Source organism: Mycobacterium sp. NGS16, from assembly GCF_059813225.1.
The window spans coordinates 26,506-46,352 of the sequence record NZ_JCALEE010000005.1 but is presented as its reverse complement, the minus strand read 5'-3'; the positions used below and the strand labels follow the sequence as shown (position 1 = coordinate 46,352).

Annotated in this window: 18 protein-coding genes and 1 pseudogene; 14 read left to right on the top strand and 5 right to left on the bottom strand. The window is 70.4% G+C overall.

The features are described from left to right. The first annotated feature begins 65 nt into the window (after positions 1-65). Positions 66-1,148, top strand: a complete 1,083-nt coding sequence (gene trpD, locus AC5Y4Q_RS13780; RefSeq protein ID WP_064924171.1) for an anthranilate phosphoribosyltransferase — start codon at positions 66-68, stop codon at positions 1,146-1,148. Here trpD and AC5Y4Q_RS13775 read toward each other — a convergent pair. Beyond that, positions 1,086-2,909 (bottom strand): annotated as a pseudogene (locus AC5Y4Q_RS13775) (DEDD exonuclease domain-containing protein); the annotation flags it as partial. The gene trpD and the pseudogene AC5Y4Q_RS13775 overlap by 63 nt on opposite strands. 93 nt (positions 2,910-3,002) lie before the next feature. On the opposite strand from AC5Y4Q_RS13775, the gene AC5Y4Q_RS13770 reads away from it, so the two are divergent. The 4 genes from AC5Y4Q_RS13770 to AC5Y4Q_RS13755 all read left to right on the top strand — a co-directional run bounded on the left by AC5Y4Q_RS13770 (position 3,003) and on the right by AC5Y4Q_RS13755 (position 6,604). After that, positions 3,003-3,269, top strand: coding sequence for a hypothetical protein (locus tag AC5Y4Q_RS13770; RefSeq protein ID WP_064924170.1), 267 nt, complete (start codon positions 3,003-3,005; stop codon positions 3,267-3,269). Between the two features lie 174 nt (positions 3,270-3,443). Next, a complete protein-coding gene (gene ripC / locus AC5Y4Q_RS13765; RefSeq protein WP_207516064.1) occupies positions 3,444-4,571 on the top strand; it encodes a peptidoglycan hydrolase RipC in 1,128 nt (375 codons plus the stop codon). A 31-nt stretch (positions 4,572-4,602) separates the two neighbouring features. Next, positions 4,603-5,394 carry a hypothetical protein gene (locus AC5Y4Q_RS13760; protein ID WP_428844438.1) on the top strand — a complete coding sequence of 264 codons (792 nt, stop codon included), beginning with the start codon at positions 4,603-4,605 and terminating at the stop codon, positions 5,392-5,394. Positions 5,395-5,461: 67 nt separating this feature from the next. Then, on the top strand, positions 5,462-6,604 hold the full coding sequence (locus tag AC5Y4Q_RS13755; protein ID WP_499959334.1) for a glycosyltransferase family 4 protein: 1,143 nt from the start codon (positions 5,462-5,464) through the stop codon (positions 6,602-6,604). Positions 6,605-6,624: 20 nt separating this feature from the next. Here the strand turns inward: AC5Y4Q_RS13755 and AC5Y4Q_RS13750 are convergent, their stop codons facing one another. Further along, positions 6,625-8,427: an AMP-dependent synthetase/ligase gene (locus AC5Y4Q_RS13750; RefSeq protein ID WP_499959332.1), complete on the bottom strand. Its 1,803-nt coding sequence runs from the start codon at positions 8,425-8,427 to the stop codon at positions 6,625-6,627. 153 nt (positions 8,428-8,580) lie between these two features. On the opposite strand from AC5Y4Q_RS13750, the gene AC5Y4Q_RS13745 reads away from it, so the two are divergent. From AC5Y4Q_RS13745 to AC5Y4Q_RS13725, 5 genes are all read left to right on the top strand, one after another. Then, positions 8,581-8,976 carry a hypothetical protein gene (locus AC5Y4Q_RS13745; protein ID WP_064924167.1) on the top strand — a complete coding sequence of 132 codons (396 nt, stop codon included), beginning with the start codon at positions 8,581-8,583 and terminating at the stop codon, positions 8,974-8,976. Positions 8,977-9,066: 90 nt separating this feature from the next. Then, positions 9,067-9,504 (top strand): SRPBCC family protein, encoded by a 438-nt coding sequence (locus AC5Y4Q_RS13740; protein ID WP_064924166.1) that lies wholly within the window; start codon positions 9,067-9,069, stop codon positions 9,502-9,504. 35 nt (positions 9,505-9,539) lie between these two features. Then, entirely contained in the window at positions 9,540-10,790 is a 1,251-nt protein-coding gene (locus AC5Y4Q_RS13735; protein WP_499959329.1) for an ArsA family ATPase, read from the top strand. Further along, the gene (locus tag AC5Y4Q_RS13730; protein ID WP_499959327.1) at positions 10,787-11,155 is read left to right on the top strand and encodes a hypothetical protein; all 369 of its coding nucleotides are present in this window, start codon (positions 10,787-10,789) and stop codon (positions 11,153-11,155) included. The genes AC5Y4Q_RS13735 and AC5Y4Q_RS13730 overlap by 4 nt, the downstream gene beginning before the upstream one ends. 133 nt (positions 11,156-11,288) lie before the next feature. Further along, a complete protein-coding gene (locus AC5Y4Q_RS13725; protein ID WP_064924164.1) occupies positions 11,289-12,023 on the top strand; it encodes a lysophospholipid acyltransferase family protein in 735 nt (244 codons plus the stop codon). On the opposite strand, the gene AC5Y4Q_RS13720 is transcribed toward AC5Y4Q_RS13725, so the two are convergent. Next, on the bottom strand, positions 11,984-13,273 hold the full coding sequence (locus tag AC5Y4Q_RS13720) for a glycosyltransferase 87 family protein (RefSeq protein ID WP_125225768.1): 1,290 nt from the start codon (positions 13,271-13,273) through the stop codon (positions 11,984-11,986). The two genes, AC5Y4Q_RS13725 and AC5Y4Q_RS13720, sit on opposite strands and share 40 nt — an antisense overlap. A gap of 83 nt (positions 13,274-13,356) precedes the next feature. Here AC5Y4Q_RS13720 and AC5Y4Q_RS13715 point away from each other — a divergent pair, with 83 nt between their 5' ends. From AC5Y4Q_RS13715 to AC5Y4Q_RS13705, 3 genes are read left to right on the top strand one after another with little or no spacing between them, the layout of a single operon-like run. Continuing rightward, positions 13,357-14,340 (top strand): hypothetical protein, encoded by a 984-nt coding sequence (locus tag AC5Y4Q_RS13715; RefSeq protein ID WP_499959324.1) that lies wholly within the window; start codon positions 13,357-13,359, stop codon positions 14,338-14,340. After that, positions 14,337-14,825, top strand: a complete 489-nt coding sequence (locus tag AC5Y4Q_RS13710) for a polyadenylate-specific 3'-exoribonuclease AS (RefSeq protein WP_064924185.1) — start codon at positions 14,337-14,339, stop codon at positions 14,823-14,825. The genes AC5Y4Q_RS13715 and AC5Y4Q_RS13710 overlap by 4 nt, the downstream gene beginning before the upstream one ends. Before the next feature lie 34 nt (positions 14,826-14,859). Beyond that, entirely contained in the window at positions 14,860-16,245 is a 1,386-nt protein-coding gene (locus AC5Y4Q_RS13705) for a class II 3-deoxy-7-phosphoheptulonate synthase (RefSeq protein WP_064924161.1), read from the top strand. Between the two features lie 24 nt (positions 16,246-16,269). On the opposite strand, the gene AC5Y4Q_RS13700 is transcribed toward AC5Y4Q_RS13705, so the two are convergent. Then, positions 16,270-17,424: a protein kinase domain-containing protein gene (locus AC5Y4Q_RS13700; protein ID WP_064924184.1), complete on the bottom strand. Its 1,155-nt coding sequence runs from the start codon at positions 17,422-17,424 to the stop codon at positions 16,270-16,272. 306 nt (positions 17,425-17,730) lie between these two features. On the opposite strand from AC5Y4Q_RS13700, the gene AC5Y4Q_RS13695 reads away from it, so the two are divergent. Next, a complete protein-coding gene (locus tag AC5Y4Q_RS13695; protein WP_064924160.1) occupies positions 17,731-18,135 on the top strand; it encodes an Rv2175c family DNA-binding protein in 405 nt (134 codons plus the stop codon). A gap of 2 nt (positions 18,136-18,137) precedes the next feature. On the opposite strand, the gene AC5Y4Q_RS13690 is transcribed toward AC5Y4Q_RS13695, so the two are convergent. After that, complete coding sequence (locus AC5Y4Q_RS13690; RefSeq protein ID WP_499959321.1) at positions 18,138-19,847, bottom strand: alpha-(1->6)-mannopyranosyltransferase A; 1,710 nt, start codon at positions 19,845-19,847, stop codon at positions 18,138-18,140.

Genomic DNA, 19,847 nt, shown 5'->3' with positions numbered 1-19,847 from the left:
CTGCTGTTACCTGCTCGTTTCCGGGCGGCTTTGGTGGCGTGCGGGCCGCATGCGACGATCGGCGCGTGGTCGAGCCGGGTGGTGAAGCACAGCCGATAGCGCAGATAGCACAGTGGCGGCAGGTACTGGGCGCGCTGACGTCCGGCGCGGATCTGGCCCGGGGCCGGGCGGCCTGGGCGATGGAGCAGATCATGGGCGGCAGCGCCACCGCGGCGCAGATCGCGGCCTTCGGGGTGGCCATGCAGATGAAGGGCCCGACCGCCGCCGAGGTCGCCGAGCTCGCCGACGTCATGCTGGCCTACGGCCGCAAGGTTCCCACCGACGCGATCGGCACCGACACCGTGGACGTGGTTGGCACCGGCGGTGACGGCGCCAACACCGTGAACCTGTCCACGATGGCCGCGATCGTGGTGGCCGCCGCCGGTGTGCCGGTGGTCAAGCACGGCAACCGGTCGGCCGGTTCGCTGTCCGGCGGCGCCGACACCCTCGAGGCGCTGGGCGTGCGCATCGACCTGGGGCCTGACGCGGTGGCGCGCAGCGTCGCCGAGGTCGGCATCGGGTTCTGCTTTGCTCCCCAGTTCCAGCCGTCCTACCGCAATGCGTCGGTGGCGCGTCGCGAGATCGGCGTGCCCACCGTGTTCAACCTGCTGGGTCCGCTGACCAACCCGGCCCGGCCGCGGGCCGGCCTGATCGGCTGCGCCTTCGGCGAGCTGGCCGAGGTGATGGCCGGGGTGTTCGCGGCGCGGCGGTCCAGCGTGCTGGTGGTGCACGGCGACGACGGCCTGGACGAACTGACCACGACCACGACCAGCACCATCTGGCGGGTGCAGGCCGGCACTATCGACCGGCTGACGTTCGACCCCGCCGGGTTCGGGTTCGCCCGCGCCGAGGTGGACCAGCTGCTCGGCGGTGACGCCCAGGCCAACGCCGAAGAGGCCCGGTCGGTGCTGGCCGGAACCCCGGGCCCGGTGCGCGATGCGGTGGTGCTCAACGCCGCCGGGGCGCTGGTCGCCCATGCCGGGCTATCCAGCAGCGCTGAATGGCTGCCGGCCTGGGAGGACGGGCTGCAGCGCGCTGTCGCGGCGATAGACAGCGGCGCGGCCGAACAGCTGCTCGCTCGCTGGGTCCGCTTCGGCGCCCAGCTCTGAAGCCAGCCGCGCCGAGCGGGCCAGCGCCGCCCACGCGGTCCACGGCCCGGCCGAGCCCACTGGCGATGCCCACCCGGCGTTCTCGCCTTCGAGGGCCCCGACGCGCACGATGCGCACGCCCGGCGCCGCCAGCCAGCGCGCGATGAGCCTGGTCTCCTCGACCAGGGCACCGGCCAACGGCGCCGGCTCGGGCACCACCGCCTGGGCGCCCAGCGTGATCGCGTCGATGACCGGCATCGGTGGCACGCCCCGGGCGGCGCAGCCGGCCGCGGCCAGCCGGCCATGGCGGATTACCGCGACGTGCCAGCCGCCGGCGCCGTCCGGCGCGGCGGCCACCAGCTCCGGTAGCGCGGCCAGCGCGCGGGCGCGCTGGCTTCGCCACAGCGCATCGATCGCCGCGGCGGTGTGGTCGCGCAGCCGCGCGGCACTTTCGTAATGCCCGCGGTCGGCCAGCGCGGTTACCTGGCGCACCGCCGCGCGTAGCGCATGGTTGTCGGTGCCGGCGATCAACGCCGCCGCCCGCTGCACGTTCTCGGCGTACTGCGCGGCGGTCAACTCCGGCGCGGCCGGGCAGGGGCTGACCTCGGCCGGCGGGCAGGTGTGCCGGCTGGTTCGGCTCAAACGGGTTGCGCAGGTGCGGATTCCGGTGAACCGTGCCAGCAGGGCGGCGGTCTGGGCGGCATCGGCGCGGGAGCTAAACGGCCCGATCACCCGGTCGTGGCGGGGTGCCCGCATCACCGCGAGGCGGGGGAAGGCTTCCTGCGACAAGGCGATCCACCACCACCGCCGGGGAAACTTCGACCGCCGGTTGTACGGCGGGGCGTGCGCGGCCAGCAGCCGCAGTTCGCGCACCCCCGCCTCCAGCGGGTGGGCGCACTCGACATGATCGAGCCGGGTGGCCAGAGCCACCATCTCGGCGATGCGTCGCCGGCGATCGGAGCCGTTGAAGTACGCGCCGGCCCGGCGGCGCAGGTCGGTGGCGGTGCCGATGTAGAGCACCTCCTCGGACGGGCCGCGGAACAGGTAAACCCCCGGGCGGTGCGGAAGCCCGTCGGCGAGGGCCCGCTTGCGGCGCTGGGCCGGTGTGGCGTGTGACAGGTAGGCCCGCAGGTCGGCGAAGGTGTGGACCCGCTGGTTACCGACCCGCTCGATCAGAGCGTGCAGGACGTCGACGGTGGCGCGGGCATCGTCGAGGGCCCGGTGGGTGGGGGTGCTGCTGACCGCGAACAGCCGGGACAACTCGGCCAGTCGCACACTGGGTGCCTCTTCCCGGCTGAGCACCCGTCGTGCCAGCCGGACCGTGCACAGCACCGGCGGCCGCGGCCAGCCCAGCCCGCACCGCTGCGCGGCCGCCGTCAAGAAGCCGACGTCGAATCCGGCGTTGTGGGCGACCAGCACCGAACCGCGGTCGAACCCGGCGAATTCGAGGAAGGTCGGCAACACGGCCTCGATGGTGGGCGCGTCGTGCACCATCGCCGTGGTGATCCCGGTCAGCCGGACGATCTGGGGTGGGATGCCGCGCTGCGGGTTGATCAAGGTGGCGAACTCACCTTCGACCACGCCGCCTCGGACCTTGACCGCGCCGATCTCGGTGATGGCGTCTGCCGCGCCGTCGGCACCGGGGGAGGCGCGCGCACCGGTGGTCTCGAGGTCCACCACCACGAAGGTGGTGTCCCGCAACGCCGTGGCGGCCGGGGCGGCTTCGAGCTGGCCCGGCAACGAAAGAAGGCTCAGCTGCCCTGCATCAGCGCGGCGGGTCATGCGCAGCACCGTAGGCGGCGGCACCGACATCGCAGTGGCCGGCTTGTCGGTGCCCGGCGCTAACGTGCCGGCAACCGATCGAGAGGAATCACCATGGGAGAGATCTCCGACCAGCCGGGTCACCGCGACGCGCAGCGGGCCGATCCGGAGCCGGTGGTGATCGACTGTGATGACTGTGCGGTCCGCGGCCCCGCCTGCCGGGACTGTGTGGTCAGTGTGCTGTTGGGGGTGCCCGACGAGCTACTCGAAGACGAGCGGGCCGCCCTGGAGGTGCTCGCCGACGCCGGCATGGCGCCGCGGTTGCGGTTGGTGCCGATCCGTGGAGAACGCCGACCGGCGCGCCGGTCCGGGGTAGCCTGACCTCCGGCGCGCCGCTTTGGGGCTCGGACGGGCCCGGCTGTTAAAGTGGCAGCTCGCGATGGACAACGCCGTTGCCATTTCGTAACCTGTTCGAGACCTTACGTACTTTCGGCGGCGGCACGGCCACGTACCTCCCTTGGCAGTGTTAAGGATGCAATCTTGAAGCTCGAACGTATGCGGTGGAATCTGCGTGCTTTTAGGCGTCCTGTTCTCGGTGTTGCGGCTGGCCTCACGGTCGGCGTCACGGCCCTGACCGGCACATTCGTCGGCTGCGTGCATGCTGACCCGGCTGATGACGCGCTGGCGAAGCTCAGCGAGCTGTCCCGGCAGGCCGAGCAGACCACCGAGGCGATGCACACCGCGCAGCTCAACCTCGACCAGAAACTGGCCGAACAGCAGGCCGCCGACGCCGCACACGCCGCTGACCAGGCCGCGCTCGTCGCCGCCAAGGAGCAGCTGTCCACCTACCGCTCGGCGGTGAACCGGTTCGCCGCCACCACCTATATGGGTGGCCGGGTTGGCGGCATGGACGCGATCCTGACCGCCGAGTCGCCGCAGCAGCTGATCGACAAGCTCGCCGTCCAGCGGGTGGTCGCCAGGGATCTATCGGTGCAACTGGAGCGCTACCGCGCCGCCAGTGACCAGGCCGACCAGGCGGAACAGGCCTCGGCCAAGTCGGCCGAGGAGGCCCGGACAGCGGCCGAGCAGGCCGCTGCGGTGCGCGCCGAACTGCAGGCCAAGCAGAGCCGCCTGCAGCTGCAGATCTCGGTGGTCAAGTCGCAGTACTACGCGCTCACCCCCGAGCAGCGCACGGCGATGGCCGCACCCGGGCCGGTCCCGGAGGCCGCGCCGGGGGCACCCGGCCCCGAGGCGGCGCCGCCGGGTCTGCCGGCTCCCGGGTTCGACGCCCCGCCCCCGGGGGACCTGCCGCTGGGCGCACCCGGCGGCGGCGGAGGTGCCGCGGCAACCGCCGTGCAGGCAGCACTGACCCAGGTCGGCACGCCCTACGTCTGGGGTGGGGCCGGACCAGGCGGCTTCGACTGCTCGGGGCTGGTGATGTGGGCGTTCCACCAGGCCGGCATCAACCTGCCGCACTCCAGCCAGGCGCAGGCCAACGGCGGTCAGCCAGTGGCCCTGTCGGACCTGCAGCCCGGTGACGTGCTGACCTTCTACTCGGACGCCTCTCACTCCGGGATCTACGTCGGCGACGGCATGATGATCCACTCGTCCACCTACGGTCAGCCGGTCCGGGTGGTTCCGATGAACTCCTCCGGCCCGATCCACAACGCCCGCCGTTACTGAGCGCCGCCGCATCCGCCGGCTGCTGGCCGCAGTGCTGGCAGCCGAGTTGATCGCCGCCGCGGCGGTGTTGACCGTGGCGACGCCTCCGCCGGCCGATGCGCCGTTGATCGTGGGCGATCACCGTAGGGTCGTTGTGCAGAATCACGGTGGCCCGCGGGGCGCGGCACTGCTGGCCCGCATCGAGGCGAACATCGGCGAGGCCGTCGCGGCGGTCGAGGCGTTCTGGGGGACCGACTGGGCGCACCGCATCGAGGTGACCGCGACCGGCTCGGATCGGCAATTCGCCGCCCTGGCCGGCGGAGACGCCGGCGGGGTCGACGTCGAACAGTGGTCCGACGTGGCCGCGGTCGCGGTGGCCGACCGGGTCGATCCCGAACGCCGGCAGGTCAGCGGCCAGCGGATCGTGTTCGCCCCCGGGGCAGCGGCGATGAGCACGCCGGCGCTGCGAATCGTGTTGTCCCACGAGCTTTTCCACTTCGCGGCTCGCGCCGATACCGCCATCGACGCGCCGCGCTGGCTCACCGAGGGCGTCGCCGATTTCGTCGCCCGCCCCGCCCCGGATTCGGCCGCTGCCCCGGTGGCCCCGGTGGCTTTGCCCGCGGACGCCGACCTGGACGTGCCGGGCCCGCGACGGGCGCAGGCCTACGACCGGGCGTGGGAGTTCGCGCGGTTCGTCGCCGACCGTTTCGGCACCGCCAAGCTGCGCGAGCTGTATCTGTCGGCTTGCGGCCCCGGTCATGTCGAGCCGGCCGTGGCCGTGCCGCTGGTGCTCGGGGTGGATCTGTCCGACCTGCTCGCCGGGTGGCGGCAGTGGCGGGGTTGACGCTGATTGCCCGGTTCCTCGTCGTGCCGCGGGCGGCCCGACCCGTCACCGCGCTAGCATCCCTGCAGTGAGCCGGGTCCTGCTGGTAACCAACGATTTTCCGCCGCGTCCCGGCGGCATCCAGTGCTATCTGGACGAGCTGGTGCGCCGCATCGCCGGCTCCGGACGCCACGACGTGACGGTGTATGCGCCGCAATGGAAGGGCGCCGACGCCTTCGACGAGGCGGCGACATCCGCGGACTACCGGGTGGTGCGCCATCCCGGCACGCTGATGTTGCCGGGCCGCGCCGTCGACACCCGGATGCGCCGTCTGATCGCCGAACAGGCCATCGACACCGTCTGGTTCGGCGCGGCCGCCCCGCTGGCGTTGCTGGCGCAGCGGGCCCGCGCCGCGGGCGCCAGCCGGGTACTGGCCAGCACCCACGGCCACGAGGTCGGCTGGTCGATGCTGCCGGTGGCCCGTTCGGTGCTGCGCCGGATCGGCGAGACCTGCGACACCGTCACCTTCGTCAGCCACTACACCCGTGGCCGGTTCGCCTCGGCGTTCGGGCCGGAGGCCGCGTTGGAACACCTGCCGCCCGGGGTGGACACCGACCGGTTCCGTCCCGATCCCGGCGCCCGCGCCGAACTGCGGGTCCGGCACGGGCTGGGCGGGCGGCCCACGGTGGTCTGTGTGTCGCGGCTGGTGCCACGGAAGGGCCAGGACATGCTGATCAGGGCGCTACCGGTGATTCGGCAGCGGGTAGACGGGGCCGCGCTGGTGATCGTCGGCGGCGGCCCCTACGCCGAGAAGCTGCGCAAGCTGGCTGCAGACTGCGGGGTGGCCGATGCCGTGACGTTCACCGGCGGCGTGCCGGCCGCCGAGTTGCCGGCCTACTACCTGCTCGGCGACGTCTTCGCGATGCCGTGCCGCACCCGCGGCGCCGGGCTCGACGTCGAGGGGCTGGGCATCGTGTTCCTGGAGGCCTCAGCGGCCGGTGTCCCGGTCGTCGCCGGTCGCTCCGGTGGCGCCCCGGAGACCGTGCTGGACAACCGGACGGGGCGGGTGGTCGACGGCCGGTCGGTCGCCGCAATCGCTGACGCCGTCAGCGGACTGCTCGCCGACCCGGACCGTGCTGCCGCGATGGGCGCCGCCGGACGCGACTGGGTGACCAGTCACTGGCGCTGGGACACGCTGGCCGGGCGGATGGCCGACCTGCTGCGGGCCTAAGCCGTGACACCCGGGCCGGCTCAGTCCTTGGCGTAGATCGCCTCGATCGCATCGGCGAACTTCTCGGCGACCACCTTGCGCTTGACCTTCAGCGTCGGCGTCAGCTCACCGGTGGCCTCGGTGAAGTCGACCGGCAGGATCGAGAACTTGCGGATCGACTCGGCGTGCGACACCGCCAGATTGGCCTGCTTGACCGCCGCGTCCACCTCGGCGATCAGGTCGGGGTCGGAGGCCAGTTCCGCGGCGGTGGCGGCGCTGGCCTTGCTGTTGCGCTGCTTCCAGCCCTCGATGGCTTCCGGGTCGATGGTGATCAGCGCCCCGATGAACGGCCGCGCGTCACCGACGACCATCGCCTGGCTGATCAGCGGATGGGCCCGCAGCTGGTCCTCGAGCACCGCGGGAGCGACGTTCTTTCCGCCGGCGGTGACGATGATCTCCTTTTTGCGGCCGGTGATCTTCAGGTAGCCCTCGGCGTCGATGTCGGCCAGATCGCCGGTCCGGAACCAGCCGTCGGAGAACGCCTCGGCGGTGGCCTGCTCATTGCGCCAGTAGCCGCTGAACACCACCCCACCGCGCACCAGCAACTCACCGTCGTCGGCGATGCGCATGCTGTTGCCCGGCACCAGCGTTCCGACCGTCCCGACCTTCATCCCGCCGACCGGGTTGACGGTGACGGCGGCGGTGGTCTCGGTCAGGCCGTAGCCCTCGTAGATGGACAGTCCGACACCGCGGTAGAAATGGCCCAGTCGTTCACCCAGCGGCGCACCGCCGGACACCGAGGCACGGCAGTCGCCGCCCAGCGCCGCACGCAGCTTGTGATAGACCAGCCGGTCGAACAGCGCGTGCTTGGCGCGCAACAGCAGCCCGGGCCCGCCGCGGTCGGTGGCCTCGCTCCAGTCCACCGCGGTCTGGGCGGCCATCTCGAAGATCCGGCCCTTGCCGTCGTTGGCGGCGTTCTGCGCCGCGGTGTTGTAGACCTTCTCGAACACCCGGGGCACCGACACCACCACGGTCGGCTTGAACACCGAGAACATCGGCACCAGATTCTTGATGTCACTGGTGAACCCGACCGTGACCCGGTTGGTGAAGGCCGCCAGGGTCAGGGCGCGGGCCAGCACATGGGCCAGGGGCAGGAAGATCAGCAGCCGCTGGCCGGGCCCCAGCAGGGTCGGCAGCGCGGCCTTGGTGCCGCGCACCTCGTAGATCAGGTTGGAGTGGGTGAGCTCGCAACCCTTGGGGCGCCCGGTCGTGCCCGAGGTGTAGATCAGGGTGGCCGGGTCGGTGGCCTTCAGCGCGTTGAGGCGCGCGGTGACCTGCGCCGGGTCGCCGCCGGCGCCGGCCTCGGCGAGTTCGTCGAGCGCCTTGGCACCCGACCCGTCGATGGTCAGCACCCGTCGCAGCGCCGGCAGCTCACCGGCGAGTTCGTTGACCATCTGGGCGTGGGCGTCGGTTTCGGCGAACGCCAGCACCGCGCTGGAGTCCTCCATCACCCAGCGCACCTGCTCCGCCGACGACGTCTCATAGATCGGCACGGTCACCGCGCCGATCGACAGGATCGCGAAGTCCAGGATGGCCCACTCATACCGGGTCGCCGAGAAGATCACCACCCGGTCGCCGGCCGCCACGCCGTGGGCGATCAGACCCAGTGCGGCCGAACGGATGTGTGCGGCCGCGGCGGCGCAGGTCACATCGGTCCACGCCCCGTCGACGAGGCGCTGGTAGATGACGTAGTCGGGATGGTCGCGTTCGTGTTCGAAGACGACCGCGGCGACGTTGTCGTGCTCCTCGACGGTGAACGGCGCGGGAACACTGAACTCACGCATGCGATGACCTCTCTTGGCAGCCAGCTGTCGGTGTGCCCAGCCTAGTCGGCGCCCGACGGCGGGTGTGACGGCGTTCACTGCCACGGCCGCGCAGAACGCGGCTGCGCACCCGGGGCGTTCCGCGCGCACGGCGGCATATGTGAAGCTGGGGCGATGAACAGTATCCAGGTTGCCGACGAGACGTTCATCGCCGCACCCGGCGCGCAGGTCGGCGCTGTGGTCGCCGACCGGTCGAGTTGGCGACGGTGGTGGCCGGACCTGCAGCTTCACGTGGTCGAGGACCGCGCCGAAAAGGGCGTCCGATGGACGGTGAGCGGACCGCTGACCGGCACCATGGAGATCTGGCTGGATCCGGTGCTCGACGGGGTGATGCTGCACTACTTCCTGCACGCTGAGCCCACCGGCGTGACCGGCCGCCAGCTGGCCCGGATGAACCTGCCGAAGTTGGTTCACCGGCGCCGGGTGGCCGGCAAGCGGATGGCCTTCGAGGTGAAAGCCCGCCTCGAGCGGTCCCGGCCGGTGGGCGTCGCGCCGACCGCCGTGAGCTGACCGGGCGGAACGGGCGGGCACGCGGTGCGGCGAGGTAGCGTCTCTGCCGAGGGCCGGTGGCAGGCGGGAACGAGTTAGGGAAGTAACCAGGTGGCGGACAAGACAGCTCAGACCATCTTCATCGCGGCAGATCCGGGCACGGTGATGAAGGTGATCGCCGACATCGGTGCCTACCCCGACTGGGTGTCGGAATACACCGAGGCCGAGGTGCTCGAAACCGACTCCGACGGGTACCCCAAGGTGGCCCGGCTGGTGCTGGACGCGGCGGTGCTCAAAGACACCATGGTGCTCGAGTACGACTGGGCGCCCGACCGTCGCTCGGTGCGCTGGTCCTTGGTCTCCAGTTCGCTGCTGAAAGCTCTGGAAGGCGAATACCGCTTGGCGCCCAAGGGATCTGGGACCGAGGTCGTTTACGAGCTGTCGGTGGATCTGATGATTCCGATGATCGGTCTGCTCAAGCGCAAGGCGGAGCGGCGATTGACCGACACGGCGCTGAAGGACCTGAAGAAACGAGCCGAGGCTGAGTGAGGCCGGCTGAGGCAGGAACGCCCACAGTGCTCCCGGTGGCGCCGATCAGTCTGTTCGTCGGCAAAGGCGGCGTGGGCAAATCCACACTGGCCGCGGCGACCGCCGTCGCGGAAGCCCGCGCCGGCAACCGGGTGCTGTTGATCTCCACCGACCAGGCGCATTCGGTCGGTGACGTGCTCGGTGTGACGGTGGCGCCCAGTGGTGGCCGTGATCTGGTTTCGGTGGGGCTCGACGACGCCGGTCCCGGCCGGCTTGACGTGCTGGCCTTGGACACCCTGGCGTTGCTCGAGGCGCACTGGGCTGAAGTCGTCGTGGTGCTGTCCGAGCGATTCCCCGAGTCGGATCTGGGAGATCTTGCCCCCGAAGAGCTTTCGGCGCTTCCCGGCGTCCAGGAGGTGCTCGGCCTGCACGAGGTCGGCGAACTGGCCGGCAGCGGCCGGTGGGATCGGGTCGTCGTCGACTGCGCGTCCACCGCCGACGCCATGCGGATGCTGACGCTGCCCGCCGCGGTGGCGCTGTACGCGGAGCGGTCCTGGCCGAGGCACCGCAGACTCAGTGCGGCCGAGGACAGGTCGGCCGCACTGGTCGAGCTGATCGAGCGGGTCAGCGGTGCCGCCGAGCGGCTTGCCGCGCTGCTGACCGACGAGGCGCTGGTCGGGGCGCACCTGGTGCTGACCGCTGAGCGCGTGGTGGCCGCCGAAGCCGTACGGACCCTGGGGACGCTGGCCCTGACAGGCGTGCGCGTCGATGAGCTGATCGTGAATCAGATTTTGTTGCAAGATGATTCGTACGTCTACACCAATCTGCCCGCCCACCCGGCGTTCGACTGGTACGCCGAGCGGATCCGCGAACAGCACGGCGTCCTCGACGAGTTGGATCGCGCCATCGGCGACGTGGCGATGGTGCTGGTACCCCACCTGGCGGGGGAACCGATCGGACCCAAAGCGCTGGCCGAACTCCTCGAGAGCAGCCGACGCCGCGACGGGTCGGCGCCGCCGGGACCCCTACGCCCGGTTGTCGACCGGGAGTCGGGTTCCGGACTGGGGGCGGTGTACCGATTGCGGCTAGAGTTGCCCCAGGTCGACTCCGGTTCGCTCAGCCTGGGGCGGTCCGGTGACGACTTGATCATCGGTGCCGGCGGCACCAGACGCCGAGTTCGGCTGGCGTCGGTGCTGCGGCGATGCACGGTTTTGGACGCAACGTTGCGGGGCAGCGAGTTGACGGTGCGTTTCCGGCCGGACCCCCAGGTGTGGCCGGTGAGCAGGGACGAGGAGGCGCGACGTTGAGCGCTGGCGCGCACCCCGATCTGGGTGAATTGGGACCCGAGTTGCGCAAGCTTGCCCAGGCGATTCTGGACCGTCTCGACCCGGCGGTGCGGGCGGCACTCTTGGCGGCGTCCGGTGACGGTCCGGGCAAGTGTCAGCAGGTGTGGTGCCCGGTGTGTGCGCTGGCGGCGTTGGTGACCGGCGAAGAACACCCGTTGCTCACCGTCATCGCCGATCACAGTGTCGCGTTGTTCGAGGTGATCCGGGCGGTGGTCGGTGAGACCGGTGAGCCGCCGAGCCCGCCCGGCGGCCCGCCCCCCGGCGGCGACGGGGGTGCACCGACGCGGTCCGGCTACCAGCACATCCCGGTCACCGTCGAGCACTGAGCCCTGAAAACCAAGCAACCTAAGGAATTCCGGGGAATCGTCCGTGTGACGAATCACCGTGTGGCCGTAGCCACGCATGGTCGGTAAAGTTGGCGCGAACACGGCCGATGTTCGTGGTTGGAAGGGAGGGGCCATGTGGTATTGGCTGTTCAAGTACGTACTACTGGGCCCCTTGCTGGCCTTGATCGGCCGTCCCAAAGTCGAGGGATTGGAGAACATCCCCGATGAGGGTGCGGTGATCCTGGCCAGTAATCACCTGGCCGTCATGGACAGCTTCTACCTGCCGCTGGTTGTGCGCCGCCGGATCACCTTCCTGGCCAAGTCCGAATATTTCACCGGCACCGGGATCAAGGGCTGGTTCACCCGCTGGTTCTACACCGCGGTCGGGCAGGTGCCCATCGACCGCACCAACGCCGACGCCGCGCAGGCGGCGCTGACCACCGCCGAACGGATCCTCAACGAGGGCAAGCTGCTGGGCATCTACCCCGAGGGCACCCGTTCCCCCGACGGCAGGTTGTACAAAGGCAAGACCGGCCTGGCCCGGCTCGCGCTGCACACCGGCGTCCCGGTGATTCCGGTCGCCATGATCGGAACCAACGTGGTCAACCCGCCGGGCACCAAGATGCTCCGGTTCGGCCGGGTCACGGTCCGTTTCGGCAAGCCGATGGACTTCTCCCGCTTCGACGGGATGGCCGACAACCGCTTCATCGAGCGGGCCGTGACCGACGAGGTGATCTACGAACTGATGGGCCTGTCCGGTCAGGAGTACGTCGACATCTACGCGGCCAGTCTGAAAAACGGTGCCCCGCAACAAGATGGGGCAACGGCTCAGCCGGTCGCCCGGTTTCCGGAAACCGCCGCCGGCTGATCCGGGGCCGCCGGGCGGCCACGACCCAGCGACGCACCGGCGGTGACGATCACCGCCAGCGCCCACCACACATATGATGTCCCGGCCAATTGACGCCACCACGCCGCGCCGGCCTCATGATGCTCGGGCAACAACTCGATCGGACTGCGCAGCATCAGCGCCACCCCCAGTGCGCTGAGCACGCCCAGCGCGATCGCCCGGTGCCGGTAGGCCAGCACCCCGGTGACCACCACCGTCGGCAGCATCCACACCCAGTGGTGTGACCACGACACCGGGGACACCACCAGCCCGAACAGCGCCACGCAGACCAGCGCGCACGTCGGCGCCCCGGCAGCGCCCCAGTTCAGCACCCGGCGGGCCGCCCACACGGTCAGCGCCAGGACCAGCAGGCAACCCACCAGCCACAGCACAGAGCGCTGATGTTCGCCCAGCGGCAGCCGGGCCAGCGCGCCGGCCAGGTTCTGGTTGGTGTTCAGCGTCGCCCCGCCGATCCGGTCGGTGTTGCGGACCGTGTGCGTCCAGTACTGCCAGGAGTCGCTCCAGGCCAGCGCGAAACCCACCAGGGTCGCCGCCAGAAACGACGCCACCGTGGTCACCGCGGCACGGCCGTCGCGGCGCAGCAGGAAATACAGCAGGAACACTGCCGGGGTCAGCTTCAGCGCCACCGCCACCCCGAGCAGCGCGCCGCGCGGCCAGGCGGTGCGCCGCGGCACACAGTCGGCCAGCACCAGCGTCATCAGCACCGCGTTGACCTGGCCGAAGTCGAAGTTGGCCCAGATCGGTTCGGCGTCGAGCCAGATGGCCGCCGCGACGATCGCCGCGGCCACCACGCCCCGGCGCCACCACAGGGGACCGCTCCCGCGACCGACGCCGACGCCCAGGCCGCTGAGCACGATGGTGATGGACACCACCAGCAGCAGGGTCGACAGCAGCGTCAGCGCGGCGGTGCCCGCACCCAGCGACACCCAGGTGAGCGGGGCGAACAACACGGCGGCGATCGGGGGATAGGTGAACGGCAGCACCGTGCCGTCGATCTGGGTGGCAAACCAGTCGTCGCCGTAGAGCGGCTGCCCGTCGCGCCAGGCCTGTGCGGCCATCCGGTAGACGTCGACGTCGATGTGATAGGGCGTGCTGCCCAGCGCCCGCCACGTCGTGTAGCCCAGGGCTCCGATCGCCAGCAGGGCGAAGATCCACCAAACGGCGGCGCCCCCGTGCCGACGGCCCGGGTCGGGCGGCCGCGATGTACTCATGTCGCAGCACAGCCTATCGGGTACCCACGCCATACCGACGGTGGTCCGGGCGCGGTGTGCCACGACGGCGTACGTTTCATTAGGTGCTCGAATGGTTCCGCCACGACATCGTCGATCGGGGCAGGCTGCCGCTGCTGTGCTGCCTGCTCGCGTTCCTGGTGACGTTTCTGGTGACCCGCTCGGTGGTCCGCTACATCCGCAGCACCGCTGGGCGCGTCGACGCGCCGCGGTGGTGGCAGCCGCGCAACGTGCACATCGGTTCCAAGCACATCCACCACGTGGTGTTCGGGGTGGTGCTGGTGATGGTCGCCGGGGTGACATTGGTGGCGGCGGGACCGCACGGGCACGAACCGGCGTTCAGCCTGTCGGCGATCGCCTTCGGGATCGGCGCGGCGCTGGTGCTCGACGAGTACGCGCTGATCCTGCACCTATCCGACGTGTACTGGGAAGAGGACGGGCGCGCCTCGGTGGACGCGGTATTCGCCGCTGCCGCGGTGACCGGCCTGCTGGTGCTGGGCTTTCACCCCTTGACGTTTCTGCTGTCGGCGTGGCATGACACGTCCTCGCTGCTGATCCGCACCGGGGTGTTCGCCGGGTTGGTGATGGCGCTGCCGCTGGGTGTGGTGGTGCTGTTGAAGGGCAAGGTCTGGACCGGGCTGATCGGGATGTTCTTCTTCCCGCTGCTGGTGATCGGTGCAATCCGGCTGTCCCGGCCGCATGCGCCGTGGGCCCGCTGGCGCTACCTGGCCAGCCGGGAGCGGATGCGGCGCGCGCTGGAGCGGGAACGGCGGCTGCGACGCCCGGTGGTGCAGGCCAAGCTCTGGCTCCAAGACGCCATCGCGGGCCGGCCCCAGCTGCCCGACGAGCGGGTCGTCGACGCCGAACTGGACCGCGAGGTGCGGGCCGCCTCGGCGCCGACCGAGCCGATCTGGATCGGACGGCCCAGAGTGCCTACCGGGCCAGCCCCCCAACGTCCGGTGCCCAACCGTGCGGTCGCGGACGCCTCGGCGCCCACCAGGCCATTCTCGGTTCCCCCGCTGCCGAGACCCGGCGGTCCGTGGCGGTGAGGTACTTCTACGACACCGAGTTCATCGAGGACGGCCGCACCATCGAGCTGATCTCAATCGGCGTAGTCGCCGAGGACGGTCGCGAGTACTACGCGGTGTCCACCGAGTTCGATCCCGCCCGGGCCGGGCAATGGGTCCGCACCCACGTGCTGCCCAAGCTGCCCTCCCCGGCGTCCCAGGCCTGGCGTTCGCGCAGCCGGATCCGCGCCGACCTCGAGGAATTCCTGGGGGTCGAACGCGGCGAGCCGATCGAATTGTGGGCCTGGGTGGCCGCCTATGACCACGTGGTGCTCTGCCAACTGTGGGGCACCATGCCCGACCTTCCGGCGCCGATCCCGCGGTTCACCCATGAGCTGCGTCAACTGTGGGAGGACCGGGGCCGGCCGCGCCTGCCGCCGCGGTCGGCGGGCAGCCACGACGCGCTGGTGGACGCCCGTGACCAGTTGCGTCGCTTCCAGGTGATCACCGCAGACGAACTGGCCTGATCAGGGCAGGTCGGCGCCCGGCTACCATGGTCGGGTGAACTGGACCGTTGACGTACCGATCGACCAGCTGCCGGCGCTGCCGCCGCTGCCCACGGACCTGCGTGAGCGTCTCGACGCCGCGCTGGCCCGGCCGGCCGTTCAGCAGCCGAGCTGGCCCGCTGACCAGGCCAAGGCGATGCGAACGGTGCTGGAGAGCGTCCCGCCGATCACGGTGGCCTCCGAGATCGTGCGGCTGAAGGAGCTGCTGGCCCAGGTCGCCCGCGGGGAGGCCTTCCTGCTGCAAGGCGGCGACTGCGCCGAGACCTTCACCGACAACACCGAGCCGCACATCAAGGGCAACATCCGCACCCTGCTGCAGATGGCGGTGGTGCTGACCTACGGCGCGTCCATGCCGGTGGTCAAGGTCGCCCGCATCGCCGGCCAGTACGCCAAGCCCCGCTCGGCCGACATCGATGCCCTCGGCTTGAAGTCCTACCGCGGTGACATGGTCAACGGGCTGGCTCCGGATGCCGCGGTGCGCGAGCACGACCCGTCCCGGCTGGTGCGGGCCTACGCCAACGCCAGCGCGGCGATGAACCTGGTGCGCGCGCTGACGTCGTCGGGTCTGGCGTCGCTGGAACTGGTGCACGACTGGAACCGGGAGTTCGTGCGCACCTCGCCGGCGGGCGCCCGCTACGAGGCGCTGGCCGGGGAGATCGACCGCGGCCTGAAGTTCATGAACGCCTGCGGCGTGGCCGACCGGGAACTGCAGACCGCCGAGATCTACGCCAGCCACGAGGCGCTGGTGCTCGACTACGAGCGCGCCATGCTGCGGATGGCCGACATCGAGGGCGAACCACGGCTCTACGACCTGTCGGCGCACTTCGTCTGGATCGGGGAGCGGACCCGGCAGCTCGACGGCGCTCACGTCGGCTTGGCCGAGCTGATCGCCAACCCGATCGGCATCAAGCTCGGGCCGACGACCTCGCCGGAGCTGGCGGTCGAATACGTCGAGCGGCTCGACCCGAACAATGTGCCCGGCCGGCTAACGCTGGTCAGCCGGATGGGTAATAACAAGGTGCGCGACCTGCTGCCCGGCATCATCGAGAAGGTGCAGGCCACCGGCCACCAGGTGATCTGGCAGTGCGACCCGATGCACGGCAACACCCACGAGGCCTCCACCGGCCACAAGACCCGGCACTTCGACCGGATCGTCGACGAGGTGCAGGGGTTCTTCGAGGTGCATCATGCGCTGGGCACGCATCCCGGCGGGATCCACCTGGAGTTCACCGGGGAGGACGTCACCGAGTGTCTCGGTGGGGCCCAGGACATTTCGGACGCGGACCTGGGCGGTCGCTACGAGACGGCGTGCGACCCGCGACTCAACACCCAGCAGAGCCTGGAGTTGTCGTTCCTGGTCGCCGAGATGCTGCGCGGCTGACGTTTCTGCGCGCGCGGCGAGGGGCTACAGCAGCGCGCCAACGTTGTTGCCCAGCGTCCACCCGACCGCGGCCACCAATCCGGTGAGCGCGAACACCACCGCCAGCCAGATCAGCACCATCCGGCGCGCATGCTGGCGCTCCAGCACGAACCGGCTCAACTCGATTCCGGCGAATTGCCCTGTCACCAACTGATATTGCGTATCGGTGTCGGCCGCCGGGTGCTGCGGTTCGCGGGCCATGTGCAGCGTCGCGCGCTGGGGCGACGCCGCGACGTGCTGAGCGGAGTTGCGTGGGGCCGGCACCCGAAACGCCGGCAGCTCCAACCGTTCGGCGATCGCCGCCACGTCGCGGGCCATCTCGAAGCCGTCGGCGTAGCGGTCGGCCGGGTCCAGCGCGGTGGCCCGGGCCACCAGGTCATCGAATTCCCTTGGCACACCGTCGATGGCGGAGCTGGGCGGTGGGACGTCGCGGTCCAGCCGCTGGTAGGCCACCGTCAACGCCGAGTCGCCGGAGAACGGGGTGCGGCCGGTCAGCAGCTCGTAGGTGAGCACGCCGACCCCGTACACGTCGCTGGCCGGCCCGGCGTTTCCGTCACGGACCTGTTCGGGTGACAGGTAGGCCGCGGTGCCCAGGATCACGTTGGTCGAGGTGATTCCGGCCGCGGCGATGGCCCGCACCAGCCCGAAGTCGACCACCTTCACCTCGCTGTCGTCGGAGATCAAGATGTTCTCCGGTTTGACGTCGCGGTGCACCAGGCCGGCGCGGTGCGCGATGCCCAGCGCCCCCAGTACCGGGCGGAGCACCGCGACCACGGCGTGGGGGGGCATCGGGCCGCGCTCGTTGAGCAGTTCCCGCAGGGTCCCGCCCTCGACGAGCTCCATCACCAGAAACGGCTGTCCGGGATCGAGCGGTGTGCCGAACCCCTGGTCGTAGACCGCCACCAGCCCCGGGTCCTTCAGGCGGGCGACCGCCCGCGCCTCGAGCTGGAACCGGGTCAAAAACTGCTGATCGCCGGCGTAGCGCAGGTCCATCACCTTGCACGCGACCGGGCGGTCCAGGCGCTCATCGAGACCCCGGTACACCGTGGAGGTGCCACCGGTGGCGATGCGGGTCCCGACCCGGTACCGCCCGTCCAACAGGGCGCCTTCGAGTGCGTCCGGCCCCCACGTGGAAGTCACCTGGTCATGGTATGTGGGTGGGCGCCCGCTGCGGCGGTTCCAAGGCGTGTCGAACGAGCGGTTGTGCATCCGCATTCGCCCGGGCGCGCCGCGATGACCGTCAGCGGTCCCCGGACCGGGAGGCCGGGCCGCCAAAGCCCGCCGACGAGACGGCGCTGACCAACAGCTGCGAGGTGGTGAAAACCACCCCGGATGATGCGTGGAGCCGACATTCACAGCGCAGCCGCGGCCTGAACCGACGGACGCCCGCGAAGGGCGGTCTCCAACACTCAACCGAGTTGTTCGGCACGCTTTAGACTTCGTGGCGTGAGCAGTATCCCGGCCGCCGACGACGTCCTAGAGCCCGACGAACCGACCTTCGACCTGCCCCGGGTCGCCGAAATGCTCGGGGTGCCGGTCACCAAGGTGCATCAGTATCTGCGCGACAACCATCTGGTCGCGGTGCGGCGCGACGGTGTGCTGCTGGTCCCGCAGGTGTTCTTCACCTCCGAGGGGGACGTCGTCAAGAGCCTGCCGGGGCTGCTGGCGGTGCTGCACGACGGGGGCTACCAGCAGACCGACATCGTGCGCTGGTTGTTCACCCCGGACTCGTCGCTGTCGTTGACCCGCGACGGCGTCAAGGAGTCGGTGCCAAACGCCCGCCCGATCGACGCGCTGCACGCCCACCAGGCGCGTGAGGTGATGCGCCGGGCGCAGGCGATGGCGTATTGACCTCAGCCGGCTCGCTGTCCCGCCTGGCCGCGCGGTGCCTCGTCGGCCTTCGACAGCCGGTACCAGGCGAACAGCGCGCAGCCCGAGGCGCCGATCACGTGCAGCCACGAGTACATGCCGTGTGAGCCGTCCGGTTTGAAGATGACCATGATCCAGGTCGAGGCCGCGGCGATCGCGGCGATCGCCGTGGGGGAGCGCACCAGGGTGGCCGCCACCGCCAACGGCCAGGTGTAGTACCAGGGCAATGCCGCCGGCACGAACAGCACCACGATGAGCATGGCCCAGGCAATCCCGGCCACCGCCGTGCGATCGTCGCGACGGGACCGCCACCACAGCGCCGGCAGCACCACCGCGATCACCACGATGCCGGTGATCCGGGTGATGTGCAGCACCGCGTAGAAGTTCACCGGGGCGAACAGTCCGCCGACGGCGTGGATCAGGTTGGCGGCCGCGGTCGGGACGGTGAGCCAGTTGATGATCTTGACGTTGCCGGCCAGCAGAGCGGTCAGCCAGCCCAGACCCACACCGGCCAAGCTGGACAGCACCGCGAAGACCCCCACCACGATCAGGGCGGCGATGCCTGCCGCGATGAGGAACGCCGTCGCCGCGGGGTAGCGGCGGTGTTCGTGTCGCGGTTCCAGCTTCGGCTCTCCTTCGTCGAGCCTTGCTGAACCGCGGTGTTCGTGTCGCGGTTCCAGCTTCGGCTCTCCTTCGTCGAGCCTCGCTGAACCGCGGTGTTCGTGTCGCGGTTCCAGCTTCGGCTCTCCTTCGTCGAGCCTCGCTGAACCGCGGTGTTCGTGTCGCAGCCGGCGCATCCAGACCCAGACCAGAAACGGCAAGGCGATGACGGCGGTGGCCTTGACCGCTGCGGCCAGCGCCACCAGGGTGATCCCGGCCAGGTGGCGGCCGTCGAGGGTCAAGGCGATCCCGGCGATCATCAGACCCACCATCAGCATCTCGTTGTGCACGCCACCCATCAGGTGGATGATCACCAGCGGGTTGAGCACCGCTAGGTACAGCGCCGCCGGGGCGGTACCCCCGACCCGGCGGGCCACCCGCGGCGCGGCCCAGATCAACAGCGCCAGCCCGGGCAGCATGCACAACCGCAACACCATGGTGCCGACCACCACGTTGTCGCCCACCAAGATGGTCACCAGCTTCGCGATCAGGATGAACGCCGGACCGTAGGGCGCCGTCGTTGCCGACCAGATCGGGCTGACGTCATCGAGCAGCGGGTTGGGGTTCTCCACCGGGCCGACCACATAGGGGTCGAAACCGTCGCGCAGCAGCGCGCCCTGGGCGAGGTAGGAGTAGGTGTCGCGGCTGAACACCGGAACCGACAACAGCAACGGCGCCAGCCAGAAACCGGTGGTGGCGATCAAGGTGTATGTGGTTACGGTGCCGTTGATCACCCGTCGGCCCAGACCGAACCACGCCAGCAGCATCACCGCCACCCCGGTCCACAGCAGCACCGACGACAGCACCAGGCCGTGGCCGAAGCGCAGCCAGGACAGGTGCACCGATTCCAGCACCGGGTCCTGGATCCGGGTGCTACCGGCCCCCAGGCCGCCCAAGGTGATCAGCAGGGCTCCCAGACAGCCGCGCCACGCCGCGCCGGCCTGCTCGCTGGTGGCGAAGCGGCGCAGCCGCGAGCCGGCTCCGGCGGGAGCGGTGGACACGGTTGGGGCCGGTGGGGTGGTGGGCGTGGGCAT

What these genes read in the sequence shown, in the direction of transcription:
- AC5Y4Q_RS13745 (WP_064924167.1), top strand. Translation starts at nt 8,581, where the DNA reads ATGAACAGTATCCAGGTTGCCGACGAGACGTTCATCGCCGCACCCGGC.
- AC5Y4Q_RS13720 (WP_125225768.1), bottom strand. Translation starts at nt 13,273, where the DNA reads ATGAGTACATCGCGGCCGCCCGACCCGGGCCGTCGGCACGGGGGCGCC.
- AC5Y4Q_RS13725 (WP_064924164.1), top strand. Translation starts at nt 11,289, where the DNA reads ATGTGGTATTGGCTGTTCAAGTACGTACTACTGGGCCCCTTGCTGGCC.
- AC5Y4Q_RS13690 (WP_499959321.1), bottom strand. Translation starts at nt 19,847, where the DNA reads ATGCCCACGCCCACCACCCCACCGGCCCCAACCGTGTCCACCGCTCCC.
- ripC (WP_207516064.1), top strand. Translation starts at nt 3,444, where the DNA reads ATGCGGTGGAATCTGCGTGCTTTTAGGCGTCCTGTTCTCGGTGTTGCG.
- AC5Y4Q_RS13770 (WP_064924170.1), top strand. Translation starts at nt 3,003, where the DNA reads ATGGGAGAGATCTCCGACCAGCCGGGTCACCGCGACGCGCAGCGGGCC.
- AC5Y4Q_RS13750 (WP_499959332.1), bottom strand. Translation starts at nt 8,427, where the DNA reads ATGCGTGAGTTCAGTGTTCCCGCGCCGTTCACCGTCGAGGAGCACGAC.